The organism is Nguyenibacter sp. L1, assembly GCF_035199985.1.
GTDB classification, from domain to species: Bacteria; Pseudomonadota; Alphaproteobacteria; order Acetobacterales; family Acetobacteraceae; genus Gluconacetobacter; species Gluconacetobacter vanlangensis.
Genome location: NZ_CP127015.1, coordinates 4057906 through 4073332 on the forward strand (window position 1 = coordinate 4057906; position 15427 = coordinate 4073332).

The 15427-nt window shown below is 68.0% G+C and carries 11 protein-coding genes; 4 read left to right on the forward strand and 7 right to left on the reverse strand.

What is annotated here, in order from left to right; all coding sequences use genetic code 11:
- Positions 1–68: 68 nt before the first annotated feature.
- From QN315_RS18435 to QN315_RS18445, 3 genes are all read right to left on the reverse strand, one after another.
- Positions 69–2147, reverse strand: a complete 2079-nt coding sequence (locus QN315_RS18435) for a S9 family peptidase (RefSeq protein WP_323990838.1) — start codon at positions 2145–2147, stop codon at positions 69–71.
- A gap of 97 nt (positions 2148–2244) precedes the next feature.
- Positions 2245–2751 (reverse strand): DUF3574 domain-containing protein, encoded by a 507-nt coding sequence (locus tag QN315_RS18440; protein WP_323990839.1) that lies wholly within the window; start codon positions 2749–2751, stop codon positions 2245–2247.
- 11 nt (positions 2752–2762) lie between these two features.
- On the reverse strand, positions 2763–3644 hold the full coding sequence (locus QN315_RS18445; RefSeq protein ID WP_323990840.1) for an NUDIX domain-containing protein: 882 nt from the start codon (positions 3642–3644) through the stop codon (positions 2763–2765).
- 126 nt (positions 3645–3770) lie between these two features.
- Between QN315_RS18445 and QN315_RS18450 the strand changes: the two genes are divergently transcribed.
- From QN315_RS18450 to fusA, 4 genes are all read left to right on the forward strand, one after another.
- The gene (locus tag QN315_RS18450; RefSeq protein WP_323990841.1) at positions 3771–5678 is read left to right on the forward strand and encodes an ABC transporter ATP-binding protein/permease; all 1908 of its coding nucleotides are present in this window, start codon (positions 3771–3773) and stop codon (positions 5676–5678) included.
- A gap of 54 nt (positions 5679–5732) precedes the next feature.
- A complete protein-coding gene (locus tag QN315_RS18455; protein WP_323990842.1) occupies positions 5733–6023 on the forward strand; it encodes a hypothetical protein in 291 nt (96 codons plus the stop codon).
- 162 nt (positions 6024–6185) lie between these two features.
- On the forward strand, positions 6186–6488 hold the full coding sequence (gene rpmB / locus QN315_RS18460) for a 50S ribosomal protein L28 (protein ID WP_176639616.1): 303 nt from the start codon (positions 6186–6188) through the stop codon (positions 6486–6488).
- Positions 6489–6692: 204 nt separating this feature from the next.
- Complete coding sequence (gene fusA, locus QN315_RS18465) at positions 6693–8780, forward strand: elongation factor G (RefSeq protein WP_176639617.1); 2088 nt, start codon at positions 6693–6695, stop codon at positions 8778–8780.
- Between the two features lie 83 nt (positions 8781–8863).
- Here fusA and QN315_RS18470 read toward each other — a convergent pair whose 3' ends face one another.
- From QN315_RS18470 to QN315_RS18485, 4 genes are all read right to left on the reverse strand, one after another.
- Positions 8864–9622 (reverse strand): glyoxalase superfamily protein, encoded by a 759-nt coding sequence (locus QN315_RS18470; RefSeq protein WP_408904553.1) that lies wholly within the window; start codon positions 9620–9622, stop codon positions 8864–8866.
- A gap of 187 nt (positions 9623–9809) precedes the next feature.
- A complete protein-coding gene (locus QN315_RS18475; protein ID WP_323990844.1) occupies positions 9810–11456 on the reverse strand; it encodes a S10 family serine carboxypeptidase-like protein in 1647 nt (548 codons plus the stop codon).
- A 68-nt stretch (positions 11457–11524) separates the two neighbouring features.
- Entirely contained in the window at positions 11525–12376 is an 852-nt protein-coding gene (locus QN315_RS18480; protein WP_323990845.1) for an MBL fold metallo-hydrolase, read from the reverse strand.
- A 53-nt stretch (positions 12377–12429) separates the two neighbouring features.
- On the reverse strand, positions 12430–15243 hold the full coding sequence (locus tag QN315_RS18485; protein WP_323990846.1) for a phosphoenolpyruvate carboxylase: 2814 nt from the start codon (positions 15241–15243) through the stop codon (positions 12430–12432).
- Between the last annotated feature and the right edge of the window lie 184 nt (positions 15244–15427).

Genomic DNA, 15427 nt, shown 5'->3' on the forward strand with positions numbered 1-15427 from the left:
GGAGCAGATCCGTCGAGAGTGGCCGTGTCGGGCGGGGGAGTGTTTCATATCCGTCTGCGTATCGTGGGTCAGGCGGGCTGGGACATCGTTGCTGCCCAGATGGCGAACGCCTGGATGAGGGCGGATTCCTTCAGCGAGTCGAAGCGCCCCGAGGCGCCGGCATGTCCGGCCTCCATATTCATGCGCAGCAGGATCGGGCGGGTGGCGGTGGTGTGGGCGCGCAGGCGGGCGACCCATTTGGCGGGTTCCCAGTAGGTCACGCGCGGGTCGGTCAGGCCGCCGATCGCCAGGATGGCCGGATAGGGACGCGGTGCGACCTGTTCGTAGGCCGCGTAGCCGGCGATCAGGTCATAGGCGGCTTCGTCCTGCAGCGGGTTGCCCCATTCCGGCCATTCGGGCGGTGTCAGGGGCAGGCTGGTGTCGGACATGGTGTTCAGCTCGTCCACGAAGGGCACCACGGCGACGATGCCGGCCCACAGATCGGGCCGCATGTTGGCGATCGCGCCCATGACCATGCCGCCGGCCGAACGGCCGTCGGCGACGATCCGGCCGGCGCGGGTGAAGCATGCGGTGATGAGCTCCTCGGCGCAGGCGATGAAATCGGTGAAGCTGTTGGGCTTGTTGCGGCCGCGCCCGCCCAGGAACCAGTTCCAGCCTTTTTCGGACCCGCCCCGGACGTGGGCGATGGCGTAGAACCAGCCCCGGTCCACCAGGCTGAGCGTTTCGGTGGAGAAGGCCGGTTCAATCGCGTGGCCATAGGCGCCGTAGCCATAGAGCAGCAGCGGCGCCGAGCCGTCGATGGGCGTGCCGCGCCGGCCCAGCACGGTGATGGGCACCTGTTCGCCGTCGGGCGCGGTGGCGGTCAGCCGCCAGCAGCGATAGAGCGCCGGGTCGTGGCCCGAGGGGATGTCCTGGGTCTTGAGCAAATGGCGCGTGCGGGCCTGCATGTCGTAGGCATGCCATTGCCGCGGCGTGGTCGGCGACTGATAGACATAGCGCAGTTCGCGCGTGTCATATTCATAGCTGCCCGAGAGGGAGAGGACGTAGGCGTCCTCGTCGGATGAAAGGGTGTGCTGCCGGCCGTCGGTGTCGCGGATCACCAGGGCGGTGTTGGCGTCGCGGCGTTCGCGCCAGACCAGGTGGCCCGAGAAGGCCATGCAGCCGGTGATGTAGCGCCCGGGTTCGTGCGGCACGAGGTCGCGCCAGTTGGCGCGGCCGGGCGCAGTGTCGGGGGCTTCGGCCAGCTTGAAATCGACCGCGCCGTCGGCGTTGGTCAGGATGACGAAGCGGTCGCCCCAATGGCTGAGGTCGTAGCGCACACCGTTGCGGCGCGGTTCGACGCAGCGCGGGGCGTCCTCGGGCCGTGCGCCGGGGATCAGCCAGGATTCGGACGTGTCCTGGTTGCTGGCGGAAATGACGATCCAGCGCCCGGAGCGGCTGGCCTCGACCCCGATGAAGAAGCCCGGATCCTGTTCGTGATAGACCAGCGTGTCGGCATCGGTGCCGATCCGACGGCGGAAGATCCTGGTGGGGCGGCCATGGTCGTCGCGCCAGGTCCAGAACAGCCAGGCCGAGTCCGGCGAGAAGGTGAAATTGCCGCTGCAGCTTTCGATCGCGGGGCCGACCTGCGCGCCGCTGGCGATGTCGCGGATGACGATGCGGTAGATTTCGGAGCCCTGGCTGTCCTCGGCATGGGCGAACAGCCTGTGGTCGGGGCTGTGGGCGGTGGCGGCAACCGAGAAATAATCATGCCCCCGGGCCGCCTGGTCGACATCCAGCAGGACGGTTTCGTCTTGCGGCCTGCCCTCGGGGTGACGGGCATGGATCGGATGCTGGGCACCGGCGGCGAAGCGCATGTAGTAGCGCCAGGGACCGTGCGGCAGGGCGGGATAGCTGTCATCCTGGCGGATGCGGCCCTTCATCTCGGCGACGATGTCGGCCTGCAGCGCCTCGGTCGGGGCGAGGATGGCGGCGGTATAGGCGTTTTCCGCATGCAGGTGCGCCGCGATGTCGGCGCGCAGCACCGACGGGTCGCGCAGGACGTCCTGCCAGTTCTCGTCCTTCATCCACGCATAGTCGTCGACGCGGACCCGTCCGAGCTGCGTGATCCGGCGCGGATCCGTGCGGGCGACGGGGGGCGTGGTCATGGGCATCTTCTCCAGCGCAAGGCGCCGCCCGGCGGACGCGGACGGGCCGTCGGGGGCAACCATACAGGACGCGCCGCACGCGCGACAGGGGCGGGGGTCAGAACGCCTGGCAGCCCGGGCGGATCGTCAGGCCGACCGATTGCTGCTGGAAACGCTGCCGGTAGGACGTGCGGATGGCGGCGATCCGGGCGAGCAGGTCCGGCGTCGCCACGCCGGCGGCGATCCAAACGATGCGCGAGGGCTCGTGGGTGACGCGGCCGGTGACGCGATCGCGCCATTGCCCCATGGTCTGGAAGACGCTGAGCCCGTCGGGGAAGCGCGGCGTGACCTCGTCGCGCAGGAAGGCGGCCCATTCCGTGTCCGTGACCGCGCGGCCGTCGGGACGGGTCAGGCCGAACAGCAGGGAGATCTCGATGCCCTGGTGCGCGCCGAACGGCGTGCAGGACAGGCCGCCCAGGGCGGGAGCGGGGGCGGGAGCGGGGGCGGCGGTGGTATCGGTGGCCGGGGCAGGGGCAGGGGCAGGGGGCGCACAGGCCGCGAGCGGCGCGGCGGCCAGGGCCAGGAGCAGGGCACGCGCGGACGCGGCGGAGGCGGGGCGGTTCAACGGCGGGCGGCTCATGCGAAGGCCGGATTGTCGCGGCCGGACAGGCCGGCGCGGATCCGTTGTCCGAGATCGCCGGCCAGGTCGATCAGCCCGTGGCGGAGGAACAGGTCCAGCAGCACCAGATTGACGTTGAACTTGAAGGCGTCGCCGTCGCGTACCATCCGGCAGGCTTCCTGGAGCGGGATCAGGGTGAAGAATTCGACCTCGCCGTCCGACGGGATCGGGACGAAATCCGGCGGCAGTTCCAGATCGTAGCAATGCAGTACGTCGCGGCGCAGGCCCTCGGGCCGTTCCATGGCGTAGCGGATCTCGGCCACCGGCACGGCGCGGCGGATCAGGGCGTCGGGGATGCTGGCTTCCTCGGCGGCTTCCTTGGCCAGGGCCTGGCCGGCGGTGTGGCCGGCGGGGATGCCGCCCGCGACCAGGTGATCCAGCTTGCCGGGGTCCAGCCGCTTGTCCATCGCGCGGCGGCCGATCCACAGATGCCAGCCGTCGGGCCGGCGGACCAGGCCGTTCATGTGCACGCCATGGGCGATCAGCCCGAACAGGGGCAGCGCGCCGCGGTCGATCCGCGCGATGGCCGGGGTGCCGGAGGTGGGGGTATCGGAAGTGGGGGCGACGTCGAAGAGTTCGTGGTGCGAGCGATAGAGGCCGGCCGATGCCAGGTCGTCGCCCAGTTCCTCGAGCCTGGCGGGCTGGTCGAGCTCCAGAACGCCGTCGCGCAGCGCGACCCCGCGCCGCGTGAGTTCCGGCACCAGTTCGGGCGCGACCCAGCCCGCCGGGGCTTGGCCGGCGGGCTGGGCGGCGAAGCGGAACGGCGTGCGTGGGCCGGGCAGGCGGGCGGTGTTGCAGGCGGCGATATGCCGGAGGAAAGATGCGGCGTCGGACGTCATGCCGGTCTGCTCCTGATGGTCTGAATGCCATACCGGGCGGGTCAGGCTGTGACAATCCTGCATCCCGGCCGGCGGGATCGGCGCCGCACGGTTTGCAAACCGCCGTGGGCGTGCCACATCGGCACCATGACACCGCCCCCATCCGATGCCCGGCGCGTGCCGGAACGCCCCGTCCTGGTCACGCTGCGCGCGTTGCTGCCTTATCTGTGGCCCCGCAACGATGTGCGCACCCGGCTGCGCGTCGCGGGGGCGTGTTTTCTGCTGGTGGCCGCCAAGGTGGCGACGATCTGCGTGCCGTACCTGTACAGCCGGGTGGTCGATGCCTTGCATCACGGCCGGGATCCGGCGGCGGGGCTGGCGGTGATGCCGCTGGCGCTGATCGTGGGGTACGGGATGCTGCGGCTGATGTCGGCGGGGCTGGGGGAGTGGCGCGACGCGCTGTTCGCGCCGGTGCGCTTCCGGATCAGTTGCGTCGCGGCGATGCGCAGTTTCCGCCACATGCACGCGCTGTCGCTGCGTTTCCACCTGGACCGGCAGTCGGGCAGCGTGACCCGCGCCATCGCCCGGGGGACCGAGGCGATCGAGACGATCCTGCGGGTCGGGGTGTTCAACGTGATTCCCACCCTGTTGGAAGCGCTGATGGTGATCGCGGTCATCTGGCGGCTGTTCGACTGGCGCTATGCGGCGATCATGCTGGCGGCGGTGGTGGCCTATGTCGGCTTTACGGTCACGTTCACCTCATGGCGGATCGGGATCCGGCGCGAGATGAACGAGATCAACAGCGAGGCGAGTTGGAAGGCACTGGACAGCCTGCTGAACTATGAGACCGTCAAATATTTCGGCAACGAGGACCATGAGAGCCGCCGCTACGAGGAAGCGCAGGCCCGCTATGAGCGCGCGGCGATCCGGACCCAGGTCTCGCTGAACGGGTTGAATTTCGGCCAGGCGGCGATCATCGCGGTGACGCTGACGCTGGTCATGCTGCTGGCGGCGCAGGACGTGGCGCAGGGACGGCTGAGCGTCGGGCGCTTCGTGCTGGTGAACACCTATCTGATGCAGTTGTACCTGCCGCTGAATTTCCTGGGCAGCATCTATTCGGCGATGCGGACCGCACTGGTGGACCTGGAGCAGATGTTCCACCTGATGGACGAGATGCCGGACGTCGTCGACCGGCCGGCGGCCATCGGCCTGCCGGCGCGGCTGGACGAGGCGCCGGCCGCGTCGGTGCGCTTCGAGCATGTGCGGTTTTCCTATCGCCCCGACCGCGAGATCCTGCACGATGTCAGTTTCAGCGTGCCGGCGGGCGGACGGGTGGCGATCGTGGGGCCGACCGGGGCCGGGAAATCGACCATCAGCCGGCTGCTGTTCCGCTTCTATGATGTCACGGCCGGGCGCGTGGTGGTGGACGGCCATGACGTGCGCGATTACGGCCAGGCGGCGCTGCGGGCCGCGATCGGCGTGGTGCCGCAGGACACCGTGCTGTTCAACGACACGATCGGCTACAACATCGCCTATGGCCGGCTGGGCGCGTCGCAGGACGAGATCGAGCATGCGGCGCGGCTGGCGCAGATCCATGACTTCATCGCCGCGTTGCCGGACGGCTATGCGACGCGGGTGGGCGAGCGCGGCCTGAAATTGTCGGGCGGCGAGAAGCAGCGCGTGGCGATCGCCCGGACCATCCTGAAGAATCCGCGCATCCTGATCCTGGACGAGGCGACCAGCGCGCTGGACACCCATACCGAGCAGGAGATCCAGGCCGCGCTGCGCACCGTGTCGGCCGAACGGACCACGGTGATCATCGCCCATCGCCTGTCGACGGTGGTCGATGCGGATGAAATCCTTGTGATGGGCGACGGGGTAGTGAAGGAGCGCGGGACCCACCGCAGCCTTCTGGCCCGCGACGGGCTGTATGCCGGCATGTGGGCGGCGCAGGCGGAGGAGCGGGCCGAGGAGGAGGCCGGGGAAGGTGTCAGCACCGAGGCCGGGGAAAGGCCTGGGGCGGAGGCGGCCTCGGGGACTGGCCTTGGGGCGTGACGGCGGGCAACATGCGGGTGAATGAATAATGAATAAGGACGGGAGTGAGGCGCGATGATGCGGACGGACCAGGAGAACCCGGCGGATCCGACGCTGGGCCATGACGGATCGGTGCCCGAGGAACTGAGCCATTGCGGCGCGGTGGTCGACAAGGCCATCGAATATATGCTGGGCGAGAAGCTGCCGCCGATCGCGATCGCCTCGGCCCTGCTGGGCGGATCGCTGGGGCTGCTGGCCCGCACGATGGACCAGGGGACCATGCTGGCCATGCTGGAGAATGCGATGCACAGCGTCCGCGCGGGCGAGCTGCATCCGGATCGCGACCGGGCCCGGCCCGCCGGCTGAATGCCGGTTTTGGCGCGGCCGGACGGGCGGAGGGGGTGAAAATGCCCCGAATCGCTGCTTTCGGCTTGACGGAGGGCGGCTGCTTGGCCATAAGCCGCGCCTAATCTTGACGATCATTGCCGGAGCATCTTGCCTCGGCCTTAGTTATCCGAGGATGATATCATGTCTCGCCGTTGCCAGATTTCGGGCAAAGGCGTGCTGACGGGAAACAATGTCAGCCACGCCAACAACAAGTCCCGCCGCCGCTTCCTGCCGAACCTGCAGGAGACGTCGCTGCTGTCCGACATCCTGGGGAGCGCGGTGCGCCTGCGCCTGAGCACCCATGGTATCCGCACGGTCGAGCATAATGGCGGCCTGGACGCGTTCCTGCTGTCGACCCCGAACCGCAAGCTGCCGGTCGAGGCCCAGGCCCTGAAGCGCCGCATCCTGCGCGCCCAGGAAAAGAAGGCCGAAGCAACGGCTTGAGTTTCGCATGCAAGCCCGGTCCGAATTTTCGTTCGGACCGGGCTTGCATGTTTTGGGCGCCTGACGCATGTCAGGCCCATCTGTCTATTTCGCCGGCTGCATCTTCCGGAACCCCGGTTCGGGGATGGGGGGCAGCTTCCGGCTCTGGCAGGCGCGAGGGGAGAGGTTCCGTTCGCGCCTGATTTGTCTTGTGGAGGTTCCCCCGTGTCCGACAAGTCCGATCTTTCGCTGATTCGCAATATCGGCATCACCGCGCATATCGACGCCGGCAAGACCACGACCACCGAGCGCATCCTGTACTACACCGGTGTTTCCCATAAGATCGGTGAGGTGCACGAGGGCAACACCACCACCGACTACATGGAGCAGGAGCGCGAGCGCGGCATTACGATCACGTCGGCCGCCGTGACCTGCGAGTGGAACGGCCATCGCATCAACATCATCGACACGCCGGGCCATATCGACTTCAACATCGAGGTGAACCGCAGCCTGCGCGTGCTGGACGGCGCGGTGTTCATCATCGAGGGCGTGGCCGGCGTGCAGCCGCAGTCCGAGACCAACTGGCGCTTGGCCGATCGCTACAACGTGCCGCGCATCATCTTCATCAACAAGCTGGACCGCACCGGCGCCGACTTCTACCGCGCGTTCGACACGCTGAAGGAGAAGCTGGACATCGTCGCCATTCCGCTGCAGCTGCCGATCGGCACCGAGGAAAATTTCGTCGGCGTCGTCGACCTGGTGGAGATGAAGGCCATCGTCTGGGAAGGCGGCGAGCTGGGCGCGAAATACCACGACGAGGAAATTCCGGCCGAGCTGAAGGAAAAGGCCGCCGAGGCCCGCCAGGAGCTGCTGGACACGGCGCTGGCCGTCGACGAGGCGGCCATGGAGGAATATTTCGAGAAGGGCGACGTCGAAGTCGCGACCCTGAAGCGCTGCATCAAGAAGGGCACGATTTCGGGCGAGTTCCGCCCCGTGCTGTGCGGCACGGCCTTCAAGAACAAGGGCGTGCAGCCGCTGCTGGACGCGGTGATCGACTACCTGCCGGCGCCGGACGACGTCGAGGGCATCCGCATCGCGCCGCCCGAGGACGAAGAGGTCGACGAGAACAAGCTGCCGATCATCCCGGTCGACCCGGACGGCAAGTTCGCCGGCCTGGCGTTCAAGATCATCAACGACAAGTACGGCACCCTGACCTTCGTGCGCGTCTATCGCGGCGTGCTGCGCTCGGGCGATTCGGTCCTGAACACGACCAAGGGCCACAAGGAGCGTATCGGCCGCATCTTCCAGATGCATGCCGACAAGCGCCAGGAAGTGAAGGAAGTCCACGCCGGCGACATCGCGGCCTTCGTGGGGCTGAAGGACACCCAGACCGGTGACACGCTGGCCGACTCCACCGATCCGGTGGTGCTGGAGCGCATGAGCTTCCCGGTGCCGGTCATCGACATCTCGGTCGAGCCGAAGACCAAGGACGGGGTCGAGAAGATGACCCTGGCGCTGCAGAAGCTGGCGGGCGAAGACCCCTCGCTGCGCCTGAAGACGGACCAGGAAACCGGCCAGACCATCCTGTCGGGCATGGGCGAGCTGCATCTGGACATCATCATCGACCGCCTGCGCCGCGAGTATGGCGTGGACGCGAATATCGGCGCGCCGCAGGTGGCCTATCGCGAGACGATCACCCAGGCGCATACCGAGACCTATACCCACAAGAAGCAATCGGGTGGTTCGGGCCAGTTCGCCGAAGTGAAGATCGAGTTCGCGCCGCTGGAGCGGAACGAGGAGATCCAGTTCGAGAACAAGGTCGTCGGCGGCACCGTGCCGAAGGAATATATCCCGGCGGTGGAAAAGGGCATCCGCATGCAGTCCTCGACGGGCGTGCTGGCGGGCTTCCCGACCGTGGACTTCAAGTTCACGCTGCTGGACGGCAAGTACCATGACGTCGACTCCTCGGCGCTGGCGTTCGAAATCGCCGCCAAGGCCTGCTTCCGCGAGGGCATGAAGAAGGCCGGCCCGGTGATCCTGGAGCCGATCATGGATGTCGAGATCACCACGCCGAACGACCATGTCGGCGACGTGGTGGGCGACCTGAACCGTCGTCGCGGCATGATCCAGAACCAGGAAAGCTCGGGCTCGACCGTCATGGTCCGCGCGCTGGTGCCGCTGAAGGAGATGTTCGGCTACATCTCGCACCTGCGGTCGATCACGAAGGGCCGCGCGTCCTTCACGATGCAGTTCCATCATTATGACCCGGTGCCGCGCAACGTGGCCGAAGAGATCATGGCCAAGTCGGCCTGATCCCGACCCGATCACAGAGCAGGAAGCCGGCCCCTCGGGGGCCGGCTTTTTTTTGTGCCCGGCCGCAGCGGGGCGGATCGTGGTCAGGCGATATCGGAGAAATCCAGGTTCTGCGGGCCGCCTTCGATCACGCGACGCATGCGCCGCTGGTGTTCATAATGTTGCCGCGTGGCGGTAGGGGGCGTGCGGTCGTCCACGACCTCGAGACGGACAGTCTTTGCCCAGACGGTTCCCATGCCGGTCAGCAGCAGCCCGTAATGCAGGCTGTCGGCGTTCTCGGGGATCTGGAAGACGATCTGGCGCGCTGTCCAGTCGGACGTCCCCGTCAGCGCGCCGTCGGCGGGACGGCTCATCAGATTGTCGAAGAGGATCGTATCCGGCGCTTTATCGTCGACCCGCATCCAGATGGTGGCATGTAAGGGTACGTCCCGGGTCTTCAACAGGGCCGAGAAGCGCAGGCGCTTGCCGATGAAGGGGCGCGCGTCGACCGCCTGCATCAATGTGCCGAAGCCGTTCTGGATGCTGGCCGCGTCCGGATCGTCGGACGAGAAGAGGCAGCTTATGGCGACGATTTTCTCCGTCCGGCTGCTTTGAGCGGCATCCAGGCCGATCGCGTAGTTTCCGGGGGTCGTGCCGGCGATGGACCAGCCTTTCGGCAGCGCGGCGGGGGTTTCCTGCCGTTCGGCGGCGGCGATGCGGGCGGCCAGGATGTTCCAGTTCCGCAGGCCGAACTGTCGCGCGACGATTTCCAGGCTCTCGGCGTGGCCGATCGAAGCACCTCGTTCCGCAAGCAGCGTGCGGAGCGTGGATGCCATGAGTTTCGCGTGTCTGAAGGTACGCATGCCCAACCTTGCCAATCGGGGCGAACCGTCGGGATCAGGGCCTGCGTTGCTGATGGGCTCGCCCGGACAAGGGGAGGGACGAAACCGGAGACGCGTTCACCATGGCCGGCCGGCCGCAGGCGGCTGGTCGCGTCGGACCGGTCACGACCTTACGGCGCGACCGGTCCGCGTCAATGTTTTTTCGCCTTTACGGCGCGGGCGATCCGCTTGCGGGCTGGTTGTCCGTGCGGCGGATGAAGTCGGCGATGTTGTCGTGCAACTGGGTCAGGGACGGGATGTTGGCGTACACCATGTGTCCCGACTGGTATTGGCGGAATTCGATGTTCTTCTGCAGCGCCGCCGGGATGGGCAGGTGGCGCATTTCGTAGATCCCCTCGTAATAGGGGGTCGCCAGGTCGAAATAGCCGGCATTCAGCATGATTTTCAGCGTCGGGTTGGTCTTCATCGCCTGGGCCAGGTCGGGCATCACGTTGGCCGGGCCGTCCGAGGGCGCGCTGTCGGGGCCGCCGGCGGCGTGGTGGAAATTCCAGTGCGGGATGTCGATTTCCGCGCGATAGGTCAGCCCGTCGCCGTAATTCAGCACCTTGCGCACGTAATCGTTGAACAGCGAGACATAGGCGGAACTGATCGAGGCGGATTGCGGGTCGTATCCGGCTTCCTTGCTGAGGGGGTCCAGCACGGGGCCCGAGAAGCGGGTGTCGAGCCGGCCGGTGGTCATGCCGTCATCGGCCTGGAGCGTCTTGGAGAACTCGCCGCCGTCGATCCGCAGGTCGGCGCGGCGGATATAGTCGGCCGGCAGGCCGGTATAGGCGTGCAGCCGTTCGACGATGCGGTCGCGGTCGGCGGCGGGCAGGCCGGCGCCCTGCTGCAGCGCCACCAGATAGTCGGTGGAGGCGAAATGCTCGACCTCGGCCAGGAAGGCTTTCAGGTCGGTGGGCTGCTGCGGCAGCTTGTGGTGGTACCAGGCGGTGGCGGCGTAGGTCGGCAGGGCGAGCACGAACGGTTCGTCCATGCCGGGATTCTGCGTCGGTTCGTCCACGCTGTTGTCGTAGCTGAAGATCTGCGACAGCAGGATGACGCCGTTGAAGTCGATATTTTCCTGGTTCTGCAGGTCGTTGACCAGCACGGCGGCGCGCATCGTGCCGTAGCTTTCGCCGAACAGGTATTTCGGCGAATTGTAGCGGCCATATTTGGCCAGGAACCGGGTGATGAAGGCGGTGAAGGCCTGGCCGTCCTCGTCGACGCCCCAGAACTGCTTTTCCTTGTCCTTGCCGTTGATGCGGCCGAAGCCGGTGCCCGGCGCGTCGATGAAGACCAGGTCGGTGACGTCGAGCAGGCTTTGCGGATTGTCGATCAGCCGGTACGGGCCGGCGGGGGTGTGGGTGTCGTCATTCGTCACCACCCGGCGGGGGCCGAAGGCGCCCATATGCACCCAGACGGTCGACGAGCCGGGACCGCCATTGAAGACGAAGGTGATGGGGCGGGTCTCGGGCCGGGCGTCCTTGCGGAAATAGGCGACATAGAACATCGACGCCGTGGCGTCGGGATTGCCGTCGATCGCATGGGCGTCGCTGCCCGGGATTTCCTGATGGACCGTGTCTTCGGAATCGTCCCAGCCATGGGGATGGACGACCAGCGTGCCGGCGACCGCCTGATAGGCGATGGATTTTCCGCCGACCGTCGCCGAGCCGCTGCTGGTCCGTTCGATCGGCTGGGATAAATGGGGGGCGGGATGGGCCGCATGGTTGGCATCCGCGTGATCGTCCGCGCGGCCGGGGGCTGGGCCCAGGCAGAGCAGCGAGGCGGACAGCAGCAGCATCAGGCGAGTCTTCAACGAACGGATCTCCGGGTGGATGGGATGCACGGCCGGACGGTCGCGGGCGGGCCGCGGATCGCCGGGTGCTATGCCGGGGGCGTGTGATCGGGTGCCCCGGGACGGGCCGGGGCGACGCGCCAGCCATCATGCCCGTGAACCGCCTGTCCGTCCTGTTGCAATTTCTCCAGGTGGGCCAGAAGGTTCAGTTCCGCCGCGCGGCGCAGGGCGGGCGGGATGGCGCGGTAGACGCGGCGCATCAGTTCGGCCAGCGGCGCGGCCTCGGGACCCAGGGCGGCGCGAATCCGGGCCTCGCGCGCCAGGCGGTGCGCGATCAGGCCGCGCAGGCAGGAATCGGGCCGGGTGATGGCGGGGCCATGGGCCGGGAGCAGCAATGACGGGGCGAGCGCGCGCAGGCGGGCGAGCCCGTCGAGGAACTGGCGTATTGAGCCGTCCGGAGCGGGTGGGACCATCGTGGTGGACCAGCCCATGACATGGTCGCCGGTAAAGACGATGCCGCCTGGTGCCACGAAACAGAGATGATCGGTGGCGTGGCCGGGCGTGTGCAGCGCGGTCAGCCCGGCCAGGCGCGCGCCGTCATCGAGCGCCATGTCCGGGGTGAAGGACGGGCTGGCGCTGTTGCGGAAGCCGCAGACCGGCGCCCCGGCCGAAGCGGCCAGGGGGCGGGCGCCGGACAGATGGTCGCGATGGGTGTGGGTCAGCAGGACATGGGTGATCGGGCCGCGCGCGGCCGTCCGGATGGCGTGCAGGTGCGCCGGATCGTCCGATCCCGGATCGATGATCGCGGTGCCGCCCGCATGCGCGACCAGCCAGCAATTGGTGCCGTGGCCGGTCATCGGGCCGGGATTGGGGGCGACGATCCGGCTGATGCCGGGCGCCGCCGGAAGGGGGACGCCCACCGGCGGCGGGGCCTCGCGCACCTGCCAGCTTTCCCCGGGGGCGGTTTCGGGCGGCGCCCCGCCGTCGGAGCCGTTCAGCCGAAGGCCCCGACATGGTGCATGACCGCCATCCCGGTCTCGCGCACCAGGTCGAACAGGCGCTGCATCGGCTCGAAGATCTCGGCATGTTCGCGGACATAGGCGCCGGCGTTCCGCGGTCCGTGAGATTCGGAATAATCCAGTTCCATCCCGCTGCCGGTGGCATAGGGGAAGATATAGTCCAGTTCGCGCAGCGCGGCGGGGACTTCGAGGCACAGCACGCGGGTGGTCAGCGCGTCGCGCGAGAAGGCGTTGCGGGGCGAGAAATAGGGAATCCGGGTCGAGAGCAGCCAGATCTGCTCGATGGTGGCGATGCGGATCGCATGCAGCAGCTTCTCGGCCTCGCCCATCCGGGGGGCCTGCGGCCAGGCGCGGCGCAGGGACAGGTGGTCGGACTGGATGCGGCGGAACATGGCCTGGGTGCTGGCCCAGAAATTCAGCCGCTCCAGCCCGTGCATCAGTGCAAGGTAGGCGTCGCGCCGGGACGGGTCGGATTCGGCGGTCGCGCGGTTCAGCCACATGTCGGGATCGAGCATGTAGATGACGGCGCGCAGCACCGTGTCGTCGGAATGGGCGAGCGCGTGGGTGGCGAAATCCACGGCGCGGCGGAAGCGGGGGCTGCGGCTGAGGAATTCCTCGAAGGTTTCGGGGTGGCGCGCGGCGGCGCCGCCCAGGCCCTGGATGGTGTTCGCGCACCAGCCCAATTGCTGCAGGATGGCGTTGTTGGGGATGGCGCGGAGTTGGCTGGGGTGGGAGATCCGCGTCGTGGCCGCGCCGCTGTCGCTCTGCCGCGCCGAGGGGCGGGAGCCGGTCTTGTCGACCAGGGACGGGCCGAAGGCGCCGAGCAGCGCGGCATAGCCGGGATCCTCGACCAGGCCGGCCATGCCGGCGCCGATGGTCGAAAAGAAATCGGCCGAGAAATCGGGCTCGTCATACACCGGGTCGCGGTTGAGCTGCGTGGGCGCGAAGATGTGCGACGCGATCACCCCCACGGTGGCGTCGGCCATCGCCTGGGTGCCGAAGAGCAGGTAGCCGTCGCCGCCCTGGAAGGCCGTCTCCTCGCGGATGCGCAGGCCGGCTTCGGCGAAGACCGCGCGGGCATGGAGCGGCGAGAGATAGTCCAGCCGGTCGGTCAGGCGGAACGGGTGCGCGCCGCGTCCGATGCTCTCGCCATGGGTGTCGAACAGGATGACCTCGACCTCGGTCAGGTTCCAGCGCCGCAGCAGGTCGCAGATCTTCAGCCGCAGCCGTTCGATCAGGTAGGTCGCGGCCAACTGCCCGACATAGCGGCCGGAATCGGAATAGCCGAATTGCAGGCTGAGCTTGCCGGTGCGGCGCAGATAATCGCGCCAATGCGGGGAATGCAGGGCTTCCTCGACGATATGGGCGCCGTTTTCCAGGGCTTCCTGGGTTTCGAAGAGCGGCGAGATCTCGATCTGGTTCTCGATGCCGAAGCAGCGCGCCAGCCACAGCGCGGTCAGCAGCGTGTAGCCGCTTTCGGTCTCGGCGATCAGGAAGCGGACCGGGCTTTCGCGGTCGATGTGCCGGACGATCTGGCGCACCGTCATCATCAGCCGGGCGGCGGTGGCCTGTTCCAGCAGCAGCGAGCCGAAATCGATCTCGACCGGCTGGACCTGGTCCAGGGCCTCGTTGATCCGGCTGAGCAGGCCGCGGCGCTGCGAGGGGATCTCGGGGCTGTCGGTGATGCCCAGGCGTTGGCGCGCGACATTGTGGATCTGCGTCGCGTTCAGCCGCACATGGGTGTGGGCGGCCGCCATGCCGTGCGCCATCAGCCCGGCGCGGGCCACGGCCAGGGTCATGCGCTGCTCGGCGGGGGCGGTGTCGATGGCCTCCTGGAACGAGGTGGCCAGTTCGCTGGCGGCGGAGATCGCCTCGTCCCGCCGGCCGATCAGCACGGCGGCGAAGGCGGCGACCGATTCGGGGGTGGGCGATTCGCCGACAGGGCAGGCGGCGATCTGGGCATCGACCGCGTCGAGGGCGCGTTCGACGCGCTGGTGCAGCCCGTCGGCCATCGGACGCAGCGGGGTGATCTGGGCGGCCAGGCGTTCGAGCTGCAGGCGCTTCATGCGCAGGCGCAGGCGGATCGTGTCCCACCAGCCGATGTCGGTGCGGCCGTCCGTGTCGTAGCCGACCCAACTGGTCAGGATGATCGGACGGGGGCTGAGGACCGACCATTCGTGCGGCCAGCGGGCGCGGGCCTCGTTCAGCAGGGTCTCGTTCAGCCGGTCCAGGGCGTTGCGGCCGCGCAGGATGGCGGCCGAGGCCAGGGAAAATTCCTCGTCCAGCGTGGGGGGCGCCGCGCGGCGATGGGTGGGCAGGCAGGGCATGTCCGCCAGATGGCCGTCATCGGTCGAGGCCATCACGGCCAGGGTTTCGTAGACCGAATTGGCCAGGGCGAAGGTCGGGTGGGCGGTGAAGACGGCGGCGAACCGGCTGCGTTCCACGGTCTTGCGGAAATGGCCGAAATTGGGCGGCGTGCCGTCGGGGCCGCGTTCGCGCGCCACGGTCTGGGCCACGCCGCGCATCCGCGTGGCGATGGCGGAATCGTCCGTGCCCTCGACATAGGCGCGCAGCCGGGCGGCGCGGTCGCGGAAGGCGGCGTCGCGCAGGTGGCGGACGGCCTGTTCCAGCATGTCGGTCGTGACGGTCCCGGCCGTGATCTGCCGGCCGATCCGGCGCGCGAGCGCGATGATGGGATTGCCTGACGACGCGTCCTCGTGATCGGTGACCACCTGCCGCGTGAGGTCGAGCAGCATCTCGGCTGCGTCGCGGGGAGAGATCTCGGTCATGGCGGTAGTCCCAGTCATCCTGAATACGTGGCGTGTCCTGCGGTGGCATCCGGGCGGCATCCGGTCGGCGCACGAGGCGCAAGGTTTCATGTTCGCGCGCCCATCGCAATGTCTGCCGCGGCGACTCGTGCCGAATTTGGGGAACACGCAGTGATTTGTCACGGAACGCAACAGGACCGGAACG

Excerpts from the sequence above, each read along its gene's own strand:
- QN315_RS18435 (WP_323990838.1), bottom strand. The coding sequence starts at position 2,147 with ATGACCACGCCCCCCGTCGCCCGCACGGATCCGCGCCGGATCACGCAG.
- QN315_RS18445 (WP_323990840.1), bottom strand. The coding sequence starts at position 3,644 with ATGACGTCCGACGCCGCATCTTTCCTCCGGCATATCGCCGCCTGCAAC.
- QN315_RS18450 (WP_323990841.1), top strand. The coding sequence starts at position 3,771 with ATGACACCGCCCCCATCCGATGCCCGGCGCGTGCCGGAACGCCCCGTC.
- QN315_RS18455 (WP_323990842.1), top strand. The coding sequence starts at position 5,733 with ATGATGCGGACGGACCAGGAGAACCCGGCGGATCCGACGCTGGGCCAT.
- rpmB (WP_176639616.1), top strand. The coding sequence starts at position 6,186 with ATGTCTCGCCGTTGCCAGATTTCGGGCAAAGGCGTGCTGACGGGAAAC.
- QN315_RS18470 (WP_408904553.1), bottom strand. The coding sequence starts at position 9,622 with ATGCGTACCTTCAGACACGCGAAACTCATGGCATCCACGCTCCGCACG.
- QN315_RS18485 (WP_323990846.1), bottom strand. The coding sequence starts at position 15,243 with ATGACCGAGATCTCTCCCCGCGACGCAGCCGAGATGCTGCTCGACCTC.